A 23541-nucleotide genomic window follows, 5' to 3' on the forward strand; every position below is an offset into this window, starting at 1 on the left:
CGGCCCGGGACCCCGGATTGACCCGCCCTACCGGCGTACGAAAGTCTGGTCGCCATGCTCTCGTGGGGGCGCTTCCGGCGGTCGGCGCCGGATCTCGCCGCGGCCGGCCGCTCGCTGCTCTACCGCAGCGGCGTCGGCCTCGCCTACCTGGGCACCGTGCGCGCCGACGGCGGCCCGCGGGTGCACCCGGTCAGCCCCCTGCTCGTCGAGGAGGGGCTGTTCGCGCTGCTCATGGTCTCGCCGAAGCTCGAGGACCTGCTGCGCGACAGCCGGTTCGCACTGCACACGTTTCCGATGGAGGCCGGCGAGGAGGCGTTCTACGTCACCGGCCGCGCCGTGTTCCCGCGCGACCCGGCTCTGCGCCGGTCGGTCGCGGCGGCGTTCACGGCCGAGCGGGCGCTTGCCACGCCGCCGCCCGGCTTCAGCCAGCACGTGCTCGTCGAGCTGCTGGTCGGCACCTGCGTGCTCAACCGGGCCGGGCAGTACATCACGTGGGCGGCCGCCGAGGTGCCCGCGAACGAGCTCCCCGGCGGCCGCCACCGCGCCGTGATCTAGGACCTGTACACCTCGAACTCATACAGCGAGTAGCCGTAGGACGTGGCCCGGGCGACACCGGTCATCCGCACGTAGCGGGCCGTGACCGGCGCGAACGTCACGTTGTCGATGCCGCCGCGGGCGGAGTCGACGCTCGCCGCGGTCGTCCACGTGCGGTTGTCCGCCGACACCTCGATCCGGTACCGCGTGGCGTAGGCCGCCTCCCAGCGCAGGATCACCCGCCGGACCGGCTGGGCCGAGCCGAGGTCCACGGTGATCGACTGGCTGTCCGACCACCCGCTGGCCCACCGGCTCGTCGGGTTGCCGTCGACGGCCGCCCCGGTGGAGTAGCCGAGCTGGGTCGAGCTGGCGCTCACGCTGCGGCCCTGGGCCAGGTTGGTGAGGTCGTCGCCGCGCTTGGCCGGGAACGACACCACCTGCTGGAACGTCGGCCGGTTCTGCCACGAGATCTTGTCGTGGGTGATTCCGCCGAGCGGTGACTGGATGATCGTGTCGGCGCACCACGGGTCACCGGCCGCGCAGTTGGCGTCACCCGGATAGGTGGTGTTCGCCGGCTCGGCGGCGGCCGCGGCCAGGGTGGCCGCCAGGACCTGCCGGCACGCGGCGAGGTTCCCGCCGCCGCAGTAGGACCGGCCGAGGCCGCTGCGCACCGGGTCGCCCAGGACGCCGCGGAGGTCCTTGTCGAGGTACCCCCACCACCCGTACTGGAACGAGGAGCCCTTGTGGGCCTGGGTCTGGTTCAGCGACCCCGCGTTCGTCGGCCCGGTGTAGCCGGAGGGCGACTCGTCGATCTGCAGGGTCCTGGTCAGCGCGGCGTACACGTCGTCGCCGAGGCCGGGCCGGAAGGCCCCGTCGACGAGCTTCGGCCACCAGGCGTCGAACAGCCGGATCGCCGCGGCGTGCTGGTACACGTGCGAGCCGGGCGTCGTCTCCACCCGCTCGGCCCCGGCCGCCTGCCAGGCGCGCAGGGCCGCGACGCCGGCGTCGGTGCCGGTCCCGGCGGGGTCGAGGATGCGCAGCAGCTCGGGCAGCAGGTTCTCGGCCCGCAGGTCGGTGACTGCGGCGTCCTCGACGATCCGCACGACCCCGGCCCGATCGAGCTTGTTGCCGCCGCTCAATGCGGTTCTCACGCGTTTGTCGAGCAGGTCCGCGCGCTGTACCGCACCGAAACTGAAGTTGCCGTCGGCCGCTGAGAAGTCCTTACTTTGCTTGTTATTCCAAGAGACGAAATAATCCTGTCCCGTGGACTGCGGATGCTGGGCCGCGGGAATGTAGTCGGCGGTATTGGTGTCGGCATTCCAGCCCGACCATTCATATGCCGGGTCGGCCTTCGCCGGCAGGTTCGGGTCGGCGCCGGTCCTGCGCACCGGGTTGCTGCCGGAGTTGAAGTACGCGGTGTCGGTGGCGTTCACGTAGAACCAGTTGAACGCGTAGCCGACGTCCGACGCCGAGGCGATGAACTGGGCCGGGTTCGCCATCGCGGCCGGGTCGTTGAACGCCTGGAACCCGATGGCCGAGTCGGCCTCGTGGCGGTACGTGGAGCGCAGCTGCGTGAACGCCATCGGCCGGCCGTCCACTGTCCCGCGGTACCCGAGAAGACCGTATTTGGTCCTGTATGTAACGAGTTGATAGGAGCCCGCGGCGGTGCCGTCGGCCACGGTCGGGGTCCAGGCGTTGGTCTGCGTCAGCGCCTCCATGGGCGTGCAGGCGCCGTGGAAGAGGTACGCCGTGGACTGCAGCGTCGCCGGCGAGCCGTCCGTGTTGCACAGCGGCACCGCGTAGGTGTCGGTGATGTCCTGCTCGGCCGAGGTGGCGCTCCACGCGTAGTCCTGGCCGCGGCCGAGGAGCACGTAGAGGTTCAGCCCGGCGAACGCGACACCGTGCGCGCTGATGCCCGGGCCCTGCAGCTCCTGGAGCATCAGCAGCTGCGGGGAGAAGTAGCCGGTCTGCGGCCCGAACACCGCGATCGGGTGCCCGGTCGCGGAGTGGGCGGCGTCGAGCACCACCGCGTTGGACATGCCGCGCCTGGCCGCGCCGCCCGGGGCGAGGCCGGCGGTCGTGGTCGCGGACCCGGTCGGGTTGTAGACGACCGGCTGCGCGACGACGCTGCCGTTGTCCGGCAGGGCGACGCCTGGCGCGTTCGGGTCGGCCGCACCGTAGGGGAACGACTGGCCGTCGTGCAGCGTGAGGACCGTCTCCTCGTCGTTCTGCTCGCGGAAGGCGGCCCAGAGCCGGTCTCCCTCGGTGACGCCGTAACGGGCCCGCGCGGTGACCCGGACCAGCGCCGACTCGACCTCGCCGCCCCCGCCGCCGCCGAACAGGCCGCCGACGACGCCCGCGATCGCGATCAGATCGGTCATCTGGAACGGCTCGGGCCCGCCCGCGTTGGTGATCGCGTCCAGGTGCCCGGTCAGCACGTACTCGCCAGGGCAGTTGCGGCCCGACATGCAGGCCGCGATGTAGGCGTTGATCCCGGCGACGTAGCTCTGCACGTCGTCGTAGAGCTGGGCCCCGCGGGTGCCCTTGGTGCGCAGCGCGGCGACCTGGGCCTGCAGGTCGGCCTCGGTGTACGGGGCCTGCCGCCAGATGCTCTGCTCCAGCTCCCGGTTGCCCGGCGCGCCGCCCGCGAACGGGGTGAGCCGGCCGCGGCCGACCCGGCGGAGCAGGTCCATCACGAACAGCCGGTCCTCGGCCCCGGCGTACCCGGCGCCGAACATCGTCCCGGCCCGGGTCGTGCCGGTCACGTGCGGGACGCCCAGCCTCTTGTCCCGCACGATCGTCACGTCGGCCCGGGGGCTGTACGTGCGGTCGACCTGGCCCGCGGGCACCCCGAACGACGCGTCGTTGTAGAAGTCGGCGATCTGCTCCTCGGTCAGCCCGGTGTAGGCCGACACGAGGTTGGCGTACGGGGCGAGCTGGTCGGCCGAGTGCGCCGGCCGGAAGCCCAGGGCCTTGTGGGCCAGGATGTCGGCCAGGGTGGCGTTGCCGTTCTGCCCCGGCGGCAGGATGTCGTTGCACTGGTCGAGGCAGTAGTCGTTGGGGGCGAGCACGGCCGCCTGGGCGGTGCTGCCGCTCGTCACGAGCTGGGGAGCGACGAGGACGGCGGCGGTCAGCAGGAAGGCGCCGAGGGCGCGCTTGACGACGGGCAGGGACATGGGCGGATCCCCTCCGGTTGCTGCGAGCCAATATGAAAATGACTCGGGTTACCGGATGGTAACAACGACGACCTTCACTGAATAGAGGTGTCGCACCGTCGATACGCTGGGACTCCATTACGCTTCACCGGTGCTCGTGGTCCATGCGCTCTGGGTCGACGGTCGAGTCGCCCTCTGGGCCTCCGACGGCGACACGCTGCTGGCGGGCCTGAACCTGAACGGTGACACGGGGGTCGCGGCCGAGCGCATCCTGTTGCTGCCGACTCGTAACCGCAAGCTCGAACCCTGGCCGGCCGTCACCGAGAAGGCTGCACTGAAGCCGTGGACGGTGGGGACTGTCGAGTACGAGCCCGATGAGGCCCTTCGCCTGCTGCCCGGCCTGTGTCAGCTGATCGGCGACGACATCACCCTCGCGCAGTCGACCGAATGGTTCGTCGCGCTCGCCGAGTTCGCGTGCGCACTGGTTGCCCGCGGCCGGATGCTGCCTGCGATCGTGGACGGGCGGCCCCGCTGGGCCCCGGTCCTCACCGGCCGCGACGCCGCCCACGCCCGGGCCCTCGCCCTCGCCCTGCCCTCCGCGGCGCTCCTCGGCATGGCCCGGGCCGCGGTCGTCACCGAGGCCCTCGACGCGTTCGTCGACGCCGCCGCCCGGGCCGACCTGCCCGCGGAGGCGCAGACCTGGCTCGACAGCATCGCCGGCGTGCCGCCGCAGCGCCTCACCGCCTGGGAGGCCGACGCCGTCGGGGGCGCCGTGCGGGCCTGCTTCCGGCTCGTCGAGCCGCCCGAGCCGAAGATCGGCGAGGATCCGGCCCCGGATCCGCACTGGACGCTCGAGTTCGCGCTGCAGGCGGCCGACGAGCCGACGCTCGTCGTCGACGCCGACCGGGTGTGGCGCTCCCGGGGCGCGCTCAAGGCCCTCCAGCGGCACATTGCGGCCCCGCAGGAGACGCTCCTGGCCGAGCTCGGCCGGGCCAGCCGCCTCTACCCGGCCCTGGAGGACGCCCTGCGCGAGGCCCGCCCGGCCGCACTGCCCCTCGACACGGACGGCGCCCACCGCCTGCTGAGCGAGGGCGCCCCGCTGCTGGCCGCGGCCGGGTTCGGCGTGGTGCTGCCGGGCTGGTGGCGCAAGGCGTCGGCCCGTCTGGGCGCCCGTCTGAAGATCAAGGACGGCTCCGGGGGTACCGCTCCGGGCACCGTGAACACGGACAGCGGCCTGGGCCTGGGCGCGGTCGTCGACTACGACTGGGAGCTGGCGCTCGGCGACGAGCCGCTCACCGAGGACGAGCTGCGCCGCCTGACCGACCTCAAGACGCCGCTCGTCCGGCTGCGCGGGCAGTGGGTCGAGCTGGACCCGCGCCGGCTCGCCGAGGGCCTGTCGTTCCTGGAGCGCCAGCGCGACGCCGAGGCCATGACCGTCGCCGACCTGCTGCACCTCGCCGGCGGTGCCGAGGAGGGCCCGGGCGGCCTGCCGATCGTCGAGGTCGTGGCCGACGGCTGGCTCGGAGACCTGCTCAGCGGCGAGGCCGACCTGCGCCTCGACGACGCCGACGCGCCTTCGGGGTTTCAGGGAGAGCTGCGGCCGTACCAGCGCAGGGGTTTGAACTGGCTGCGGTTCCTGGAGCGGGCCGGGCTCGGCGGCATCCTGGCCGACGACATGGGCCTGGGCAAGACCGTCCAGCTCCTCGCGCTGCTGGCCGGCCCCGCGCCCGGGCCGACGCTGCTCGTCTGCCCGATGTCGCTCGTCGGCAACTGGCAGCGGGAGGCGGCGAAGTTCGCGCCGTCGCTGCGGGTGCACGTCCACCACGGCGCCGACCGGGTCCGCTCGCTCGACCCTTCCGCGTTCGACCTGGTCGTGACCACCTACTCGGTGGCGGCCCGCGACACCGGGATGCTGGGGGCCGTCCCCTGGCACCGGGTCGTGCTCGACGAGGCCCAGGCCGTCAAGAACGCCGCGACAAAACAGGCATCGGCGGTACGTCAGCTGCCGTCCCGCCACCGCATCGCCGTCACCGGGACCCCCGTCGAGAACCGCCTGGCCGACCTCTGGTCGATCATGGAGTTCGCCAATCCGGGCCTGCTGGGCAGCGCGACGAAGTTCAAGGAGCGCTTCGCCGAGCCGATCGAGCGCGACGGCGACGCCGACGCCGCCGCGCGCCTGCGCCGGATCACCCAGCCGTTCGTGCTGCGCCGGGTGAAGACCGACCGCACGATCATCTCCGACCTGCCGGAGAAGCTGGAGATGGACGTCGTGTGCAGCCTGACCCCGGAGCAGGCCAGCCTCTACCAGGCCGTCGTCGACGACATGCTTGCCCGCATCGAGAGCAGCGAGGGCATCGAGCGCCGCGGCCTGGTCCTGGCCACGATGACCAGGCTCAAGCAGATCTGCAACCACCCGGCCCTGGCCCTGCGCGACGGCTCGCGCCTCCCCGGCCGCAGCGGCAAGCTGGCCCGCCTGGAGGAGATCACCGAGGAGGTCCTGGCCGCGGGGGAGCGGGCGCTGATCTTCACGCAGTACGCCGAGTTCGGCCGCATGCTGCGCACGTCGCTGGCCACCCGGTTCGGCCGGGAGGTGGCGTTCCTGCACGGCGGCGTGCAGAAGGCGGCCCGCGACGCGATGGTCGCCCGGTTCCAGGAGGCGGCCCCGTCCTCGCCGCCGCTGTTCGTGCTCTCCCTGAAGGCGGGCGGGACGGGCCTGACCCTGACCGCGGCCAACCACGTCATCCACGCCGACCGCTGGTGGAACCCGGCCGTCGAGGACCAGGCCACCGACCGCGCCTTCCGCATCGGCCAGCGCCGGGCCGTCCAGGTCCGCAAGTTCGTCACCGCCGGCACCGTCGAGGAGAAGATCGCCGCCCTGATCACCGACAAGCGCGGCCTGGCTCAGAAGATCGTCGGCACCGGCGAGCAGTGGCTGACCGAGCTCTCCACCGCCGACCTGCGCGCCCTGCTGACGCTCGACCCGGCCGCGGCGGTCTCCCCGTGAGCGCGCGATTATGCGTCTTCGTGTGCCTTGTCGGTGAGCCCGGGATGCCGCCGCGGGAGGAGCTGCACTGGCGGCTGCACGACGCGATCGAGGAGGCGGCCGGGCGGGCGGGCGTCGACTTCGCGGACGTACAGCTGCAGATGCTCGGCGACGGGGCGCTCGCGGTCTTTCCGGCCGGCGCGAACGAGCCGCGGGCCTTTGCCGCGCTCGTCCGCGTCTTCCGGGCCGGCCTGCCCCCGCCGGAGCAGGCACCGGTCCGCATCCGCCTCGCCGCCGCCGTGGGCCAGCCGTCGGTCGCGACGATGGAGGTGACCCGGCTGATCGCCGGCGACGACGGGGGCGCGGTGCTGCACGTGGTGCTAGGCCGGGAGGGGCTGGGCGCCTAGTCCCTTGAGCGATCGGTGCAGGGACCTGGCCGTCGAGACGTTCAGGAAACAGTGGGCGACGCGGTCACCGAGCTGCCACTGCGGCTGGGTGAGGCCGTCCCAGAAGGTGTACACGTCCTTGCGCTCGTACAGCTGCGTCTCGCTCAGCCCGAGGAACCCGGCGACGAGCGTGAAGCACGCCTTGGACACCGTGGCGTTGAGCGCCTTCGGGTCGGCGGGGAACGGCCCGGCGGGCGCCGTCCACACCCCGACGAACTCGGTGTCGTGGTCCTCGGCGCACCCGACGGGCGTCACCGCGTCGACGCTCGTGTAGAAGCCCTCCGGCGTCAGGTCCCCGCCGTCGAGGTCGACGCACGTGAGCGCCAGGGGCGCCGCGCCCTTGAGCGAGTCGGCGAGGCTGCCGGTGCGCTCCTTCGGTGCGAAGAGGTCGTCGCTCGCCTCGGCCAGCCCGCACACGTAGGTCCGGGCGCCGCCCTTCCACGCGGCCGGGCGCGGCAGGGCCAGGAACGGGAACAGCCGGCCGGCGTGCCAGTCCCCGCCGACGAACTCGGTGACCTTCTGGCTGCAGTCGGCGTACGCGGCCCGCGCCGGGTCGGAGTCCCAGGCCGGCGGCTCGGTGCCGTCGGCCGCGCCGGTCGCCACCACTTCGACGGTGTGCGGGCCCGTGCAGGCCGTCTCGTCGAGCACCGCCCGGTCCGGCTGCTCGAACGCGCTGAACGGCCCGCCGGCCAGGCACTGCCCGACCGCCGGCGGCCGGAAGGCGGCGCTGGGCAGCATCGCCCACCCGTTGGTCAGGTCCCGATCGGTGTGCGCGGGCGCACTGCAGGCCGCCGCGGCCAGGGCGACGGCCACGAGGAAGGGGAGCCCCTTAGTCCGCAAGCCCATTGCTGCAGGGCGTTCCCGGTTCGAGGCTGGCGGTCTCGCGATACTTCTTGATGAACTGATCGACGCGCGGGTCGTCGGCCTTGTCGAGGCGCAGCTGGTATCCCCACGCCTGCAACGAGATCGGGCTCGGCTGCCCTTCGTAGGGGCTCATCAGCATGAAATCGTTGTTGCGCACCTTGCCCGCGAGCTTGTCGACATCGCTCTTGGCCAGGCTCGGCTGGTAGGTGATCCACACGGCGCCGTGCTCGAGGCTGTGGACCGCGCGGCCTTCGACGACGGGCGCGGAGTACACGTCGCCGAGGCACCGCTGCCAGTTCCCGAAATGCCGCCCACCGGCCGCGGGCACCATCCGATACTCCGGCTTCTCCCCGTCCGCGAGATGCTCCCGCTCCAGCCAGTCGGGGTGCGTGAGCCGGTAGTCGATCACCCCACTGATCTCGCCCGACGCCTGCGAGGGGCCGGCGTCACGCGCCGTGCCGACGAAGTAGAACGCCGCGACGACCCCGGCCACGCAGAGCAGCCCGAGCACCCCGACGACACTGAGGGCGATGACGACACCCCGATTGCCCTTCTGCGCCGGCGCCCCGGCCACGTAGGGCGGCGGCGGATAACCCCCGGGCGGCGGCCCGTACTGCCCCGGCGGCGGCCCGTACTGCGCCGGCGGCGGCATCTGCTGTCCCGGCGGCGGGAACCCGCTGTCCACGGGCGGACCATAGGGCGGCACCGGCGGCGGAGGGGGCTGCTGGCCCTGCGGCTGGGGCGCGCCGTACGGCGGCGGCTCAGGATAGGCGCCGGTCATAGCGCCGACACTACCGGAACGCCCACCAGCTCTGGCGTTCCCGGTTCGCCGCTGCCGCCTCGGCGTCGTGCTCGGTGGCGGACGCCTTGCCGGTCGCTGCATGCCGGCAACGTCGATGTACGAGGGGTGGGGGCGCGATATGTCGGGCGCTGTGCGCCACGACATATCGGACTTATACCCCGTCAGGTGATATGTCGGTTGTGAGGCTTTCCGGCGGTGGCCGGTGGCAAGATCGACCGCGGTTGGCGCGATGGGCACGCAAGCATCGCTGCCACGGACGGCTCGATGCTGCGGCGGGAGTGGCGGTGCGGACCAGCCGGCACGGTGTATCGACGAGGGCGGCGCTGCCCGCGACCGGCAGGATGTGGCGACGGTGCCCGGCCGGCAGGGCGTCGCGGTGGGTGTCTGGCCGAATCGAAGCTGCGGCGGTGCGGAAGGGCAGCTCGATGTTGCGGCGGTGCGGGCGGCGGGACCGGCGCCGCGGCGGTGTGGACGGGCGGGCGGCTCGGTGCTGCGTGGTGCGGGCGGTGGGACCGATGCTGCGGCGGTGTGGCAGTGCGGCTCGACGTTGCGGTGGTGCGGGCGGGCTCGATGTTGCGGCGCGAGTGGCGTTGCAGGCGGCCGGTGCAGTGGATCGATGCGCGCGATGGTGCCGGCGGCCGGTGGGGGCGGGCGGCTCGGTGTTGCGGCGTGAGTGATGTGCGGGCGGCCGGTGGGGGCGGCGGCTCGGTGTTGCGGCGGGAGTTGCGGTGTGGGCGGCCGGTGTGGTGGATCGATGTGGGCGACGGTGTCCGCGGACGATGGGGGCGCTGTGGGATGCGCTGCGACGTTCATCGACGCGCGATATGGTCGGCCCCATGGCGGCCGAGTGTGCGATCGATGGATGTGCGGTCCTGGCGATCGGGCGGTGCCGGGAGTGCGGGCGCGCGTTCTGCATGTCGCACCAGGCCCACAACGAGGTCACCGGCGAGGGGTACGCCGCGCTCTGCATCCAGTGCCTCCAGCGCCGCCAGCGGGTTGCCGGTGCCGCCGATCCCAAGGTCGACGGGCGTGAGGCGGCCGAGCGCACCTGGGTGACGTCCGGCCAGGCGGCCATGGACCTGTATGCGGCCGGCATCGCGCCCGTGCCGGTGGTCGAGCGCCGGTCGCGCTTCGTCAAGCAGCGCTTCGGCCGTCCGCGCGAGGAGATCGACGAGATCGAGGTCGGCGCACTGTGGGTGATCGGCCGGTTCGAGTGGACCGAGATGCAGGAGATCCCCGAGACCCGGGAGTGGAACACCGGCCTGCTCGTGCGCCCGTCCGGCGGCTACCCGGTCGCGATGGTCGCCCGGGCCGTGGCCCGCTGCAAGGTCACCGACGGCCTGGCCACCCTGATCCGCGACGCCCGCTACGGCGACAGCTTCACCCAGCTCGAGCGCCGCGAGATCCCCCGCATCATCGCGGCGATCCGCGCCCTGGTCCGCTCGACGACCGGCGACGTCCCCGCGCCGTAGCGACGACGACCACTCATCGCGAAACAGCACACCCGCTGATCGCGAAGCGGCCCGGCCGGCGGCGCCGCGGCCGTGACGGCAAGGGCTCGCTAGCGCGGGGCGCCGAGCGCGGCCAGCGCGTCCAGATAGCGGGCCGGCACCACGTTCGGCGCGTCCCCCTTGAACGCGGCCTCCACCTCGGCGTCGCTCGGCAGCGCCGGCACCTGCGCCGCGAGCGCCCGCACGATCGGGGCGTCGCGCCAGTCGGGGTGCTCGGTCAGCAGCCGGAGCGCGACGAGTGACTCCTCGATCTCACCCACGCACTCGAAGGGCTTGTGCGCGGTCAGCCCCATCAGCTCGCGGTACCCCTCGAGCTGGCTCATGTCCGTGAAGACGTCGGTGCCGAAGATGTGCACCAGGCGATCACGGCCGGTGAACGGGGCCAGGGCCAGGAACACGAAGCGGCACTTCGGGCAGTGGCCGCACCAGCGATCGCTCGCATCGCGCTGCTTGAACGCCGCGTTGCAGCTCGTCACCACGTCGTCGTAGGTCGTGTGCTTCGCGAACAGGCCCGCGATGTGCAGTTCGGACAGTCCGCGCAGCAGCGAGAAGTACGCGTCGCGCAGCCCCGCGTGCGCCAGCAGCGCGTCGCGCAGGTGCCGCTCGGCCGGCAGGCCCTTCGACCACTGGTGGTTGATGTCCCGGCCGAGCCAGCTGAGGTTCGGCACCGACGCCGAGCTCTCGTTGGACATCACGACCGGCCCGAGCCCGTGCATGAGCGAGGTCGCCACCGCGATGAGCGAGTTGATCGCGGTCACCGGGATGTGCCCGTTGAGCGCGCCCGCCTCGTTCAGCTCGCGCATCCGCGGGTCGAGCGTGCGCCGCACAGTGCGCACGGGCTGCGGCGACACCGCCATCACGCTGCGGATGATCGCGTTCGGGTTGACCGCGAACAGGACCGGGTCGAGCCCGGCCAGCTGCAGTGCCTCCATGGTCACGATCGAGTCCTTGCCGCCGCCGACGGCCGCGAGAGGCGCTCCGGGCGGGGCATGCACAAAAGCCGGAGACTCCGCCTGTACCGCCAGTGCGATAGGCAGTTCGAGGACGTACTCGAGCTTGTTCTGGTACGCGAACTCGCCAAGCCCCTCGTGGAAGAGCGCCCGCACCCACGGCATCGCCCCTTCGGCCAGCGCGAGCTCGCCGAGCTCGACCCGCCGCGGCGCCGCGATCTTGTAGTACGAGGTCGACGCGGCCACGTACAGCAGGTCGAGCACGCGATCGAGCGCCGGATGCGGCTCCACGGAGGCCGGCCCGAAGTCGACGGTCTCGGTCAGCACGAGGTCACCGAGCGCATAGTGGAAGCGCGCCACCCCGGTCGCGGGATCGAACTCCCGCCCGGGGAACCTCAGCGCCTCAACCTGCTCCCACGCGTTCACAACCGCTCCGTCCCACGCCGTCCGGGTACCACACCGCCGCGCAATGGTAGCCCGCACCGCCCGGCACCGAAGTTTGCAACCGGTACCCGGGTACAGGCTTATCGTTGCCGCATGGTGCAACCCGCAACCGGCCTGCGCACCGGCGAGGTCGCCGAACTGGCCGGGGTCAACATCCAGACACTGCGGTACTACGAGCGCCGCGGCCTGCTCGCCGACCCGCTGCGCAGCCCGGGCGGCCACCGCCTGTATCCGCCCGACACGGTGGCCCGGCTCACCGCGATCAAGGCCGCCCAGCGCCTCGGCTTCACCCTCGACGAGGTCGCGGACCTGCTGAACCGCCACCGCCGCCCGGGTGGTGGCCTGCAGATCCGCGCCGCCGACAAGCTCGCCGAGATCGACCGCCGCATCGCGGCCCTGACCGACGTCCGCGCCACCCTGGCCCGCGTGGTCGCCGCGAACTGCGACAGCCTGACCGACTGCACCTGCCCCGACTGCCCGCTGCCCGACCCGCGTCAGGTGCGGTGACGGATGCTCCACAGCATCAGGGCGGCGACGAGCCCGGTCAGCAGCAGATAGAGCCCGGTCTCCAGGCACTGGAACGCCCAGAACCGGTCGTTCGGCTGATACGCGATGTCCAGGTGCAGGTCGTGTGACTCCAGACACGGCGACGAGTCGCCGAACGTGCCCGTCGCGCCCGTCTTCGGGGCCCGCATCAGGCAGTCGTCGAAGACCTTCGGGTCGAGCGGCCGCCCGTCGGCGGTCAGCAGCTCGCTCACCGAGGTCACCCACACGCCCGGGATCTCGATGCCCTTCAGCACCGGCGCGTTGCCGAGCGTGCCGAGCCCGTGGGCCTGATCGATCGCGGCCGCGGTCATGTGGCGCGACTCGTGATGGGCGGGCATGAGGTGCGGCCGGATCGCGTTCGGCATCACGAACAGCATGATCAGCACGAGCAGCCCGGTGACGGCCATGGCCGGCAGCGTCCGCCGCGAGAACATGCCCACCGCCGCCCCGAGCGCGGCCGCGAGCGCGGCCTGGCCGACGGGGGAGAGTCCCCGGGCGCCGAAGTTGACGGTGCCGAAGCGATCCTGGGCGATCGCGTCGATCGGCGCCGCCGCCCAGCTGAGCAGCAGGCTCGCACACGCCCCGACCACCATCGCCGCGAGGACCACTGTCGCCAGCCGCACGGCCAGCCACCGCCGCCGGCTGACGCTCTGATTCCACACCAGCCGGTGGGTCCCGGCCTCCAGCTCCCGGGCCACCAGCGGCGCCCCCCAGAACATCCCGATCAGCACCGGCACCAGCCCCAGCACGCCGGCCAGCACCAGCAGCGGGCTGCGGTAGTCCCCGACCAGCCGCACCATGGCCCCGGCACAGTCGCCGGTGACCTGACACTGCGCAAGGTACCCGTCCCGCGCGTCACGAACATCAAGCCCGATCTTGATGAGGTACGCCGACAGCGCCCCCAGCACCACCACACCCGCCAACGCCTGCGTCCGGAACTGCCGCCAGCTCATCCAGATCATGCCGTCGCCTCCGCAAGCTCCGGTGACGGCCTGAGCTCCGAGCTGTGCTTCTGATGAGCGGCCCCTCCGCTGCGCTCCGGACCGCTCATGCCGTCGCCTCCGCAAGCTCCGGTGACGGCCTGAGCTCCGAGCTGTGCTTCTGATGAGCGGCCCCTCCGCTGCGCTCCGGACCGCTCATGCCGCCACCTCCACGGCCGCCGCCCGCCCGAGGTACGCGAGCACGAGCTCCTCCAGCTCCACCGGCACGGCCCCGGCCGGCGCCGCTTCCGCCCGCACGACGCAACCGTGAACATGCTCGACTCCATCGCGACCGGACCGGCCACCCATCCATCCGGCCCCCGCGGGCGGCGACCCGTCGCGCGGCTCTCGCCCCACGTCGCTGGCCGCGCCCGGCCGCCGGAAGTGCGTGGCGAGCAGGTCGGTGACGTCGCCGGCCAGCTGCACCCGCCCGCCGGCCAGCACGATCAGGTAGTCGCACACGCGCTCGACGTCGGCCAGCAGGTGTGAGCTGAGGATCGCGCTCGCCCCGATCGCGGCCACGGACTCGAGCAGGCTGCGCAGGAACGTGTCGCGGGCCAGCGGGTCGAGGGCGGCCGCCGGCTCGTCGAGGATCAGCAGCTCGGGCCGCTTCGCCGCGGCCAGGGTGAGCGCGAGCTGCGCCCGCTGCCCGCCGGAGAGCCGCCCGGCCCGCTGCGTGAGCGGCAGCCCGGCCTGCGCCACCCGGTCCCGGGCCAGCCCGTCGTCCCAGCCCGGGTTCAGCTTCGCGCCCATCCGCAGGTGCTCGGCGACGCTCAGCCCGGCGTACACCGGGGCGTCCTGCGCCACGAACCCGACCCGCGCCAGGTGTGCCGCATCCGCCGCCGGCCGCCGCCCGAGCACCGTCAGCGTCCCCGCGCTCGGCTCGATGAGCCCGCAGGCCAGCTGGAGCAGCGTCGACTTCCCGGCCCCGTTCGGCCCGACCAGCCCGATGATCCGCTGGGCCGGCACGTCCAGTTCGACCTCGCGCAGCGCGGCCCGCCGCCCGTACCGCTTGTCCAGTGCCGCCGCCCGCAGCACCGCATGTGTATTCGCCATGCCGGAAATGCTCGGCCGCCCGGGCCCGCCGAGCATCGTGCCGAAGCGGGGTACCGGCCGTACTTTTGACCGGTTCGCCGCCCGCGCCCCGATCCTAGCGTCGAGACCATGAAGCTCATCGACCTGGCCCTGGCCGCGGTGTGCACGGCCGCGCTGGCGTTCACCGCGTACATGCTCGCGAACAGCTGGGGCGGCACCTCCTGGCTCCTCGACACCGTCTCCGGCACCGCCGTGCTCGTTCTCGTCCTCCTCCGCCGGCGCTGGAGGCCGGCCCCGGCCGCGGCATTGGCGACAGCGCTGGCCGCCGCGCTCCTCGCCCGCCTGCTCGACTGCCCCCAGGCCCCGGGCCCGGCGACGGCGCTGGCCCTGGCCGCTCTGGTCGCCTGGTCGGTTCCCCGGTCCGCCTTCTGGATCCCCGCCGCCGCCCTGGGCGTCGTCATCGCCACGTACGCCACCGCCTGGCCTGACGATCGCGGCTTCACCGCCGTGACGGTCATCAACGCCGTCGCCTGGGCGGCCGGCCTGGTGGCGGGCCTAGCCATCCGCCTCGCCCCCGCGAGCCCCGCGGCGTGAAACCGCAGCGGTCGTACGTTCGGATGGTTACCGATCCGATCGGGGTCACTACGGTGTGTTCATGGATCCGGAGCTGAAGACGCTTGCCGAGCGCGCCGCGACCGTCCTGGTCGGCGCGATGGCCGAGACCGGCGGCCCGGCCCGGCAAGCACAGTTCGCCCGCCTGCTCGGCCGCGGCAACACCAGGGCCGAGCAGGCCGCGGCGGCAACGCTGGCCGAGGACGCGGCCGGCCTCACGCCCCGGTCACAGCCGGACACGATCACCGCGTGGCGGATCCGGCTCCAGGACCTGCTACGGGCCCACCCCGGGGCGGCGGAAGACCTCCGAACCCTGCTCGCTCATGACGAGGCCGGCCGCGAAGGCCGAGACCCCGAGCCGCGCTAGACGGCCGTCGCAGCGGTCGGGCCGCTGGCTGCGGGGGTGCGCGGACGGGTCAGGAGCGCGGGCGGTACCAGCGGCGCAGGCGGCGCAGGGCTTCGGCGCCGCCCAGCTCCGGCGGGGGTGGTGGCAGCTGACGCAGCAGCAGGTCGCGCTCGGTGGCGTGGGACGGCACCGGGTCGGTCAGCGGGACCGGGGACAGCCAGAACCGTTCGATCTCCACGTCCGGCTCCGGGAGGTTGGCCAGGGCTCCGGCGGTACCGATGGGGGAGGGCATTTCGGCAGTTGACGGCTCCGGCTCGTCCTCCGCCAGGGCCTCGACGTGCGAGCCGGCCCGGATTGTGCGCAGCGCGGCCAGCAGGGCGTCGCGGGCACGGCCGCGCCACAGCAGGATGTCGAACGGGTCGGCGTCGAAACGCTCCGCCAGCAGGTAGAACGTGGCGGCCAGGTGCTTGCACGGGACAGCCTGGTCGGGGCAGCTGCACCGCATCGCCAGGTCGGCCAGGCGGGCCGGGAACAGCGGGGCGCCGGCGGCCAGGCAGACGTCCTCCACGTGCGGCGGCAGCTCGCCGGCCAGCAGCTTCGCGGCGCCCAGGGCCTCGGCGGCCAGGGCCTGCTCGATCGCCGCCCACGCCGGGTCGGGGAACACCGCAAGCGCGATCGTCACCTCGTACGGCCGCGGCCGCGAACCCTGCACGCTCGCGCGCACCGTGCCGGGCGCGATGTCCAGGCTCAGCACCTGGCCGGCCCGGGCGTAGTTGCGGCCGCGGGTCAGGCGCGTGCCCAGCGCGAACGACTCGAGCACGGCCAGGAAGCGCTTCGACCACCAGGATTCGCCGATCGCGCCGCGCGTGCTGCGCGCACGGATGCCGCCCTCCACGCGGACGGTGCGCGCACCCCAATAGTCAGGTGTCGTCACCCCTGCAGACGCTCCAGCCCGGCGGCCACCCGGCGCGGCGTGAACTCCACGATCTGGTACTCCGCCAGGCCCTTCTGCCGGAACGGGTCGAGCGCCAGCCGGGCCTCCAGCTCCGCTCGCGCCAGCCCGGTCGCCAGGATGACGCCGCCCTCGCGCGGGGTCATGGCGCCCGAGGCCACGAACACCCCGTCGTCGTACTGCCCGTCGACCCACTCGGTGTGCGCCTGCAGGTTGTCGTCGATCTGGTCGAGCCCGGCGACGTATCGCAGCGTGATGACGAACATGCCGCGCAGTCTACGTCAGCCCCGGAACGCGGCGATGACCTGCGACATGGGCTCCATGCAGTCAGGATGCGGCAGGCGCACCATCACTTCCTGCACGCCGCTGTCCGCCAGTGCGCGAAACCGTCCGATGTGGTCGTCCACGGTGCCCGCATGGACAGCCGCCGCATACGTGTCGCGCGGCCGCCGCCCACGGCCGGCCTCGACCAGGGCGTCAAGAGCCCGGTCGTCCCGGGAGACCAGCGCGGTCGTGAGGTGGGTGAGTGCGGTCTGCCGGTTGTACTGCCGCAGGACCGACGCTTTGCGCCGAACCGTCTCCAGGTCGCCCATGACGTTCGCCGCGTCCGCATACTGTGCCGCCAGGCGCAGCGTGTGCCGCTCACCGTTCCCGCCGACGATGATCGGGATGCGCCCGTGCACCGGGCGCGGGTAGCACATCGCCTCGGGGACGTTGAGCACCCGGCCCTGGAAGCCCGGGCTGCCCTTGCCCCACAGGAGCGGCAGGAGCTGGAGGGCGTCCTCCAGGAGTGCGTACCGTTCGCGCACGTTCGGGAAGTCCCATCCGTACGCCTTGTGCTCGTCCTTGAACCATGCGAGCCCGAGCCCGCACACGGCGCGCCCACCGGACAGGACGTCGAGCGTCGCCGCGATCTTGCCGAGGTGGGCGACGTTGCGGTACGTCACCCCGCTCACGAGCGTCCCGAGCCGCACCCGCTCCGTGCAGGCCGCGATGTACGCGAGGGTCGTCCAGCTCTCGAGGAAGTCGTCCCAGGCCCGCCCGACCTGCGGAATCTGCCGGAAATGGTCCATCACGTACACCGCGTCGAACCCGGCCGCCTCGGCCGCCTGCGCGGTCGCGCGCACGTCGACGCCCTTGAACTCGGCGAGGTGCAGCCCGAACCGCAGCCGGGCCGGCGCTTCGGCCTGTCGCTGCCGGGCGGTTGCCGCCTCCGCGAACGCCGGCGGTGCGGTGCGGACCGCCGTCTCGTGCAGTACCAGCGAGAAGCCTTCGTCCGGCAGGACGTCACGCGTGCGTGTCCATTCGCGCAGTTGCCGGGTGAGCACGTCGGCCGGAATCCGCTTGCCCGTGCGCGCCCGGTTGCGCGCCCGGCACTGCGCCGCCGGAGTGTCGAACGCGACAGCCACGCACGGCATGCCGCACTCGCGCGCGAGCCCGATCCACCGCCGCCGCCGTGCGGCGTCGAGCCCGAGGGTGTCGACGACTGTGGTGAGCCCCCGCCGTACCCGCCGCTCGACAACCAATTCGAGGATCTCGAACGCATCACCGCTGGCCGCGATGTCATCCTCACCGGCCCCCGCCAGCGCCCGCAGCGCATCGGACGACACGACCCGATCACTGCGGAAGTGCGCCGCCGCCCAGGTCGACTTCCCAGCCGCCCCGGGCCCGACAAGCACGACAAGACAAGGCTCCGGCAGTGTCAACACCACGCCATTGTGCGGCCCGGACCCACCCGAAACCCATCGCCCACGGGCTTGCCCGACGTGCAGTCACCCGCACACCGCGCGGCCGTTTGGTCGTTTTGGCCGTTGCATGCGGTGCGCGTTCGTGTGCCGGGGTGTCCGATAGTGGGGCACGAATGCGCACGTCCGACGTGGAGTCCTTGCACGCCGCGCGGCGGTTGGTCGGTTTGATCGTTGCGTGCGGTGTGCGTTTGCGCGCGGGGCGACCGGTAGTGGGGCACGAATGCGCACGTCCGACGTGCAGTCCTTGCACGCCGCGCGGCGGTTTGGTCGGTTTGATCGTTGCGTGCGGTGTGCGTTTGGGCGCGGGGGTGCCCGGTTGCAGGGCACGAACGCGCACGCCCGAGCGGTCGGCGTGCGCGATCGTGTCTGCTGCGGCGGTCAGTGGGCCGCGGCCATGCGGCCCCGGCCGCTGCTCTGGTGCGTCAGTTGGTACGCGGCGACCATGAGGAGGACGCCGCTGATGATGGCGTATACGCCGATGGTCCAGGCGATGGCCAGGGCGCCCGCGGCCGGGCGGATCATGATGAACAGGCCGGCCACGATGGCCAGGGCGCCGATGAGCGCCATCGACCAGCCCCCGTGCTGGCGGGTGGCCAGCCACAGATCGGACAGGCCGATGACCACCGCCCACACGCCGACCAGGATGGCCAGGGTCACCGCGGTCACCCCGGGCCAGACGACAGCCATGACGCCGACGACCAGGCCGACCAGCCCGGCGATGCCGCGGGCGATCCGGGGGCCGGTGCCGTCCGCGAAGCCGGTGACCGGGTTCGACGGGCCGGCGGTCGGCCGGATCGCGTGGATCAGCTGCTCGACGCCGGTGACGATGGCGAAGATGCCGAACAGCAGCGCCAGCGCGATCACGGTGACGCCGGGCCAGATCACGGCGAGGACACCGAACACGACGGCGAGTACGCCGCGGATGCCCAGCAGCCACGCTTCCCTTTTCAGCATGGAACCCCTCCTCTGATACTCGTTCCGTCCGTTCCCTGCGCATGTTCGTTCAGTGCGCCGGTGTGCGTTCCGTCCGCCGTGCACGTTCGTTTCGTGCGCGGGTGTGCGTTCGGTCTGTTCGCTATGCGTGTTCGTTTCGTGCGCAGGTGTTCATGTCGTGCGCGAGTGTTCGTGTTGTGTGTGCTCACGTAAGGCGCGGTGCTCATGCTGTGCGCGGGTGTTCGTGTCGTGCGTGCTCATGCTGTGCGCGGCGTTCATGTTGTGCGTGGGTTGAAGGTCGACTCTCGGGCGAGCGATACGAACAGTGCACGCTCGCTGTCGGTGAGCGGTTCGGGCACCACGATGTGCAGTTCGACGAGCAGATCGCCGGGCGTGCCGCGCGGGTTCGGCAAGCCGAGGCCCGGTAGGCGCAGGCGTCTCCCAGAAGGCGAGCCGGCGGGGACGTCCACCTGCACGTCGCCGCCCGGCAGATCGACCGGCACCACGGCGCCGAGTGCGGCCTCCCACGGGCTGACCGGCACCGCGACCCGCACGTCGCGCCCGGAGACCCTGAGCCGGGGATGGGGGGCAAGGTGCACCTCGAGCAGCAGGTCACCCGCGGCCCCACCGTGTACGCCGGGCTCGCCCCGGCCGGCCAGCCGCAGCCGCTCGCCGTCGGCGACACCCGCCGGGACCACCACGTCGTACTGCCGTGGCCGCCCCGCCGGTCCGTCCACCGTGACCACCCGCCGCCCGCCGACGTACGCGACCTCGACCCCGACCGTGACCCCGGCCCGGACATCGGCCCCGCGCGCCCCTCGGAACAGCTCACCGACCAGATTCGGCCCCGGCTCCGTTCCACCGTCCGATCGCCGGTCTGCTCCACCGTCCGACTGCCGGTCCGTTCCACCGCCCGACCGGCGGTCAGGCCCACCGTCCGATCGCCGGTTTGCCTCGCCGTCCGACCGTCGTTTCGGTCCGCCGTCCGACCGCCGGTCCGGTCTGCCGTCCGACCGCCGGTCCGGTCCGCCGTCCGGAGGCTGATTAGGCCTGCTCGAAGGCGCGGCTCCGGCACCACGGCCATCGTCGGCATCACAGTCGCCGACCGGCTGCCGTTGTGAAGCCCAACGTTCCGGCCGCACGGCACCGCCGCCGCCGGTCCATGGTCCCGGTGCGGTCGACTGCCCGCGAGCAGCCGGACGTCCCGACCCCCCGGCATCGCTGTCGGCCGCCGTACGTCTCGGTCCTGCGGCATCGCTGTCTCCGGCCGAACGTCCCGACCCCGCGGCATCGCTGTCGCCGGCCGTACGTCGCGGTCCGGTTGGACGTTCGCGCCAAGCTGAGCGTTCCGGTCCTGCGGTGCCGCTGTCGCCCGTCGGGCGCCCCGATCCGGGTGAACGCTTCCGTGACCGGGCGATGAGCACCCGGTACGCCGAGCCGATCTCCTTGAACCGCTCCTCCGCACCGGCCTCGACGCTGACGTCGGGGTGGAAGCGGCGAGCCAGCCGCCGATACGCACGCTGGACCTCCTCCCGCCCCGCACCGCGCGCCAAGCCGAGCACCTCGTACGGGTCGCGGCCCACAGCGGCCATTGCCGGCCGTCCCCGGAAGCCGGAGCGCCGCCTCAGCTCGTCGCGCTCCGGCCGACCTGGCCGGTGCTGCCGACATTCGCCGATCCGACCTGCTGGCTCGCCGGTCCGGGCCGCGACTGCCCCTCTTTCATCTGCTTGGCCTGAGCGGCCGGCGTGTCGGGCAACCCGCCCCGCGCCCCCGAATCGCCCGGCCGCGCCTGCGGTGCACTGGCCCGCACGAACGGCATCCCGGACCCAGAACCAGACTCAGAGCCAGAACCAGAACCAGAACCAGAACGGGAACCGGGGCTCGAACCAGGGCTTGGACCAGCGCCAGGGCTTGCACCAGCGCCGGAGCTGGACCCGGGCCGCGCCGCCGCCCCGGAAGGCGCCGACGAGGTGCCCGGAGACGTACCCGACGACGAGCCCGACGAAGCGGCCAGCGACGAGCCCGAGGAGGCGTCCGGGGGCGAGTCCGACGCAGCGTCCGCCCGCGCGCCGACCGCGATCCGCCGGGTCGCCTGCTCCCGCAGCTTCGGCGCCACGATCGTGAGGACGCCGCCGTCGAGCTCGGCCGAGACGTTGTCGGCGTCGACGTCGCCGGGGAGGGCCACCAGATACTCGAACTCGCCCGTGCGCCGGGCCTGGTGCCGCAGCGTCCCGTCGCGCTGCCGCTCCTTGAACGAGCCCCAGACCCGCAGTTCGCTGTCGCGCAGCTCGATCTGGACGTCGCCCGGGGCCACGCCCGGCAGGTCCAGCTCGATCAGGAACGCCTCGCTCGTCTCCTCGATGTCGACGGGTGCGCCGCCCGTCACGGGCAGCCCGAGCGCCGGGTACAGGGCCAGTGATCGGCGGGGACGGGTGACCAGCAGTGTCATGGTGAGGCCTCCCAACAGGGTTTGGGTACCCCCCAATGCTTGGCGACCCCCGGATGAGCCGGTTCACCCACCCGGGATGGCCGCGCCCGCACTCGCCGTCGCCGAGTGATGGCCGCTCACCTCGGACGCGGGCAGCGTTCAGCGCATGTACGAAGACGTTTTCATCGCGGAGGTACGCGACCGGACCGGCATCACCGACCCCGAGCGCGCTCGCCGGGCCCTGCGCGGCGTCCTGCACGCCGTGGCGACCCGGCTCCCCGACGGCTGGGTGCACCAGCTGGCCGCCGAGCTGCCCCCGACACTCGCCGAGCCGCTGTGGTCCCACCAGTACCTGTACGACCAGGAGGTCCACCTCGACTTCCTGGAGGACGTCGCCGCCCGGTCCGCGGTACCCAAGGCAGAAGCGGAACGCCTCGCCAGAGCGGTCTTCGCGGTCGTGGCGAGCGCCTGTGACCCGGCCCTGCTCCGGCGCGTGTACCAGCCGCTGACCAGCGACATCCTGGCCCTGACCGAGTCCGGCTCCTCGCTGCTGCCGGTCTGAGCGAACCGCCCGAAACCAGAGCAGTCCGAGCGGTTCGACCAAAACCCGAGAAGTCCGAGCGGAGAGATCAAAAACGCGAGCCAGTGCTGGCGTGACCCGACATTTTGGACACATACCCCGTCAGGCGAAAAGTCCGATATGTCGCGGCGCGCCAGCGCCCGACATATCGAGCCCACCCGACCATCGAGCACCGGCGCCAACCGCGAAACCGCTCAGCTCCCCGAGCGCAGCTCCGAAACCAGCGAGACCCCACCCGGGTTCCAGCCGAGCTCCCGCGCCCGCGCCCCCGAAGCCTGCTGATCGAGCAGCAGCGCATCCGCGAACGCCGCCCCCAGCCGGCCCCGGCTGTCCTCGACGCTTTCGGGCGCCACCCCGGCCGCTCCCGCCGCGGCCTCGGCCAGCTCGAGCACCGTCGGGTTCGTGCCGGACGCGATCACGAGGCGGCCCAGCGGGGAGCCGTGCTCCAGCACGATCCGGTACGCGGAGGCCACGTCGTCCACGTGCACGGACGTCCAGTGCTGGGAGCCGTCCCCGATCAGCCGGACGCGGCCCTGGTCGTCGCGGGCCGGGGCCAGTACCCCGGCCGGAATCCCGCCGCCGTGCCCGTAGACGATGCCGGGGGCGACGATCGTCGCCGCGATCGGCGAGTCGAGCAGGGACTGCTCCACCGGCACGCGCCAGGCGGTGAGCGCCGGCGGCTGCAGGGGCGAGGCCTCGGTGATGTCGGCGTTGTCGCCCCAGAGCCAGATGCCGCTGGTGTGGACGAACTGTTTCGCGGTACCGCGGAAAGCCTCCACGGCCGCGCCGACGATCGTCCGGTCCAGGTCGGCGGTGTCGGGGCCGCCGGTCGCGGCGATGTGCGCGGCCGCGTCGGCCTCGGCGAAGCGCTCGGCGGTCCATGCGCCGTCGAACAGGTCGCCGACGATCGGGTCGGCGCCGTGCTTGCCGGCCTTGCCGGCCGCCTCGTCACTGCGGACCAGCGCGGTGACGGCATGCCCGGCCGCGACCAGTTCCCGTACCACAGCCGACCCGATGTATCCGGTTCCCCCGGTCAACACGATCCTCATGCGCTCACGCTAAGGCGTACCGGGCCCCTCGCGCTGCGTGTGCAACAACTCGCCGCTGCGCGGGAATACGCGCGACGGTCAAGAGGTGATGCGCAGGTCTGCGACGATGCGAACCGTGGATGTCACACGCCGGCTCGCGCGGGCCGGGCTGCTCGCGGCCGGCACCGCCGCGTTCGCCGTGAGCCTCGCCGGGGTGCTGGTGCGCGGGAGCATCGAGGCGGCGTACGGGCTCGCGTACAGCGACGGCGGTGCCGGTCGGGCCCGCACCGCGCTCGTCGTCGGGGTGTTGCTGGGGGCCGCGGCGGCCGGCTGCTGTCTGTACGCGGCCGAGCACCTGCGCACGAGCGGGGGCCGGGGACCGGCGTGGCTCGTGTGCGCGCTGCTCGCCGGCGGGCTGAGCCCGGCGCTGTTCGGCGGCGGGACGATCGCCGCACCGCGGATCGTGGGCGCGGGCGCGACGGCGGCTGAGATCGGGGCGGACATCGCCGCGCTCACGCCCCGCTGGTACGTGCCCGTCGTCGCGACCCTGTCGATGCTCACCGTCTGTGCAGCGATCCTCGTCGCAATGTTGCTTGTCGTTCCCGCGCCGCCGGCGCAGCCACCCCGCTGAGCGCCTGCTCAGAGGTCCTGTCCGTAACCCCGG

Annotated in this window: 22 protein-coding genes and 1 pseudogene; 9 read left to right on the top strand and 14 right to left on the bottom strand. The window is 72.8% G+C overall.

Annotated features, from left to right (window positions below):
- The first annotated feature begins 54 nt into the window (after positions 1–54).
- Entirely contained in the window at positions 55–555 is a 501-nt protein-coding gene (locus Dvina_RS11640) for a pyridoxamine 5'-phosphate oxidase family protein (RefSeq protein WP_223102456.1), read from the top strand.
- Here the strand turns inward: Dvina_RS11640 and Dvina_RS11645 are convergent.
- Positions 552–3710 carry a penicillin acylase family protein gene (locus tag Dvina_RS11645; RefSeq protein ID WP_223102457.1) on the bottom strand — a complete coding sequence of 1053 codons (3159 nt, stop codon included), beginning with the start codon at positions 3708–3710 and terminating at the stop codon, positions 552–554. The two genes, Dvina_RS11640 and Dvina_RS11645, sit on opposite strands and share 4 nt — an antisense overlap.
- 130 nt (positions 3711–3840) lie before the next feature.
- Here Dvina_RS11645 and Dvina_RS11650 point away from each other — a divergent pair, with 130 nt between their 5' ends.
- Together Dvina_RS11650 and Dvina_RS11655 are read left to right on the top strand one after the other, a co-directional pair.
- The gene (locus Dvina_RS11650; protein WP_246656156.1) at positions 3841–6693 is read left to right on the top strand and encodes a DEAD/DEAH box helicase; all 2853 of its coding nucleotides are present in this window, start codon (positions 3841–3843) and stop codon (positions 6691–6693) included.
- The gene (locus Dvina_RS11655; RefSeq protein WP_223102458.1) at positions 6690–7079 is read left to right on the top strand and encodes a hypothetical protein; all 390 of its coding nucleotides are present in this window, start codon (positions 6690–6692) and stop codon (positions 7077–7079) included. The genes Dvina_RS11650 and Dvina_RS11655 overlap by 4 nt, the downstream gene beginning before the upstream one ends.
- Here the strand turns inward: Dvina_RS11655 and Dvina_RS11660 are convergent.
- Both Dvina_RS11660 and Dvina_RS11665 read right to left on the bottom strand, forming a co-directional pair.
- On the bottom strand, positions 7053–7964 hold the full coding sequence (locus tag Dvina_RS11660) for a septum formation family protein (protein WP_223102459.1): 912 nt from the start codon (positions 7962–7964) through the stop codon (positions 7053–7055). The genes Dvina_RS11655 and Dvina_RS11660 overlap by 27 nt on opposite strands.
- Complete coding sequence (locus Dvina_RS11665) at positions 7948–8667, bottom strand: thioredoxin-like domain-containing protein (protein WP_246656157.1); 720 nt, start codon at positions 8665–8667, stop codon at positions 7948–7950. Before Dvina_RS11665 ends, Dvina_RS11660 begins: the two co-directional genes overlap by 17 nt.
- 953 nt (positions 8668–9620) lie before the next feature.
- Between Dvina_RS11665 and Dvina_RS11670 the strand changes: the two genes are divergently transcribed.
- Positions 9621–10256, top strand: a complete 636-nt coding sequence (locus Dvina_RS11670) for an AN1-type zinc finger domain-containing protein (protein ID WP_223102460.1) — start codon at positions 9621–9623, stop codon at positions 10254–10256.
- 89 nt (positions 10257–10345) lie between these two features.
- Here the strand turns inward: Dvina_RS11670 and Dvina_RS11675 are convergent, their stop codons facing one another.
- Complete coding sequence (locus tag Dvina_RS11675; protein WP_223102461.1) at positions 10346–11671, bottom strand: MurL-like N-terminal domain-containing; 1326 nt, start codon at positions 11669–11671, stop codon at positions 10346–10348.
- Positions 11672–11782: 111 nt separating this feature from the next.
- Between Dvina_RS11675 and Dvina_RS11680 the strand changes: the two genes are divergently transcribed.
- Positions 11783–12196 (top strand): MerR family transcriptional regulator, encoded by a 414-nt coding sequence (locus Dvina_RS11680; RefSeq protein WP_223102462.1) that lies wholly within the window; start codon positions 11783–11785, stop codon positions 12194–12196.
- Here Dvina_RS11680 and Dvina_RS11685 read toward each other — a convergent pair.
- Positions 12184–13197, bottom strand: coding sequence for an ABC transporter permease subunit (locus tag Dvina_RS11685; protein WP_223102463.1), 1014 nt, complete (start codon positions 13195–13197; stop codon positions 12184–12186). The two genes, Dvina_RS11680 and Dvina_RS11685, sit on opposite strands and share 13 nt — an antisense overlap.
- Before the next feature lie 174 nt (positions 13198–13371).
- Positions 13372–14271, bottom strand: coding sequence for an ABC transporter ATP-binding protein (locus tag Dvina_RS11690; protein ID WP_223102464.1), 900 nt, complete (start codon positions 14269–14271; stop codon positions 13372–13374).
- A gap of 108 nt (positions 14272–14379) precedes the next feature.
- Here Dvina_RS11690 and Dvina_RS11695 point away from each other — a divergent pair, with 108 nt between their 5' ends.
- Positions 14380–14844 (top strand): hypothetical protein, encoded by a 465-nt coding sequence (locus tag Dvina_RS11695; protein ID WP_223102465.1) that lies wholly within the window; start codon positions 14380–14382, stop codon positions 14842–14844.
- Between the two features lie 61 nt (positions 14845–14905).
- Positions 14906–15229 carry a hypothetical protein gene (locus tag Dvina_RS11700; RefSeq protein WP_223102466.1) on the top strand — a complete coding sequence of 108 codons (324 nt, stop codon included), beginning with the start codon at positions 14906–14908 and terminating at the stop codon, positions 15227–15229.
- Positions 15230–15278: 49 nt separating this feature from the next.
- Here Dvina_RS11700 and Dvina_RS11705 read toward each other — a convergent pair whose 3' ends face one another.
- The 7 genes and pseudogenes from Dvina_RS11705 to Dvina_RS11730 all read right to left on the bottom strand — a co-directional run bounded on the left by Dvina_RS11705 (position 15279) and on the right by Dvina_RS11730 (position 21290).
- On the bottom strand, positions 15279–16142 hold the full coding sequence (locus Dvina_RS11705; RefSeq protein WP_223102467.1) for an SWIM zinc finger family protein: 864 nt from the start codon (positions 16140–16142) through the stop codon (positions 15279–15281).
- Positions 16139–16426 carry a YciI family protein gene (locus Dvina_RS11710; RefSeq protein WP_223102468.1) on the bottom strand — a complete coding sequence of 96 codons (288 nt, stop codon included), beginning with the start codon at positions 16424–16426 and terminating at the stop codon, positions 16139–16141. Before Dvina_RS11710 ends, Dvina_RS11705 begins: the two co-directional genes overlap by 4 nt.
- Positions 16427–16441: 15 nt before the next feature.
- Entirely contained in the window at positions 16442–17872 is a 1431-nt protein-coding gene (locus Dvina_RS11715) for an LLM class flavin-dependent oxidoreductase (RefSeq protein WP_343217158.1), read from the bottom strand.
- Positions 17873–18286: 414 nt separating this feature from the next.
- The gene (locus tag Dvina_RS11720) at positions 18287–18862 is read right to left on the bottom strand and encodes an HdeD family acid-resistance protein (protein ID WP_223102470.1); all 576 of its coding nucleotides are present in this window, start codon (positions 18860–18862) and stop codon (positions 18287–18289) included.
- Positions 18863–19116: 254 nt separating this feature from the next.
- Entirely contained in the window at positions 19117–19578 is a 462-nt protein-coding gene (locus Dvina_RS54145; RefSeq protein WP_246656158.1) for a DnaJ C-terminal domain-containing protein, read from the bottom strand.
- Between the two features lie 720 nt (positions 19579–20298).
- A pseudogene (locus tag Dvina_RS55670) lies at positions 20299–20433 on the bottom strand (DnaJ domain-containing protein); the annotation flags it as partial.
- Between the two features lie 32 nt (positions 20434–20465).
- Positions 20466–21290, bottom strand: a complete 825-nt coding sequence (locus Dvina_RS11730; protein ID WP_223102472.1) for an Hsp20/alpha crystallin family protein — start codon at positions 21288–21290, stop codon at positions 20466–20468.
- Positions 21291–21435: 145 nt separating this feature from the next.
- Between Dvina_RS11730 and Dvina_RS11735 the strand changes: the two genes are divergently transcribed.
- Positions 21436–21831, top strand: coding sequence for a DUF2267 domain-containing protein (locus Dvina_RS11735; RefSeq protein WP_223102473.1), 396 nt, complete (start codon positions 21436–21438; stop codon positions 21829–21831).
- A gap of 212 nt (positions 21832–22043) precedes the next feature.
- On the opposite strand, the gene Dvina_RS11740 is transcribed toward Dvina_RS11735, so the two are convergent.
- Complete coding sequence (locus Dvina_RS11740) at positions 22044–22898, bottom strand: NAD-dependent epimerase/dehydratase family protein (protein WP_246656159.1); 855 nt, start codon at positions 22896–22898, stop codon at positions 22044–22046.
- Between the two features lie 115 nt (positions 22899–23013).
- On the opposite strand from Dvina_RS11740, the gene Dvina_RS11745 reads away from it, so the two are divergent.
- Positions 23014–23508: a hypothetical protein gene (locus tag Dvina_RS11745; RefSeq protein ID WP_223102474.1), complete on the top strand. Its 495-nt coding sequence runs from the start codon at positions 23014–23016 to the stop codon at positions 23506–23508.
- Positions 23509–23541 lie beyond the last annotated feature (33 nt).

Source organism: Dactylosporangium vinaceum (assembly GCF_019904175.1).
In the GTDB taxonomy this organism is placed as follows: domain Bacteria; phylum Actinomycetota; class Actinomycetes; order Mycobacteriales; family Micromonosporaceae; genus Dactylosporangium; species Dactylosporangium vinaceum.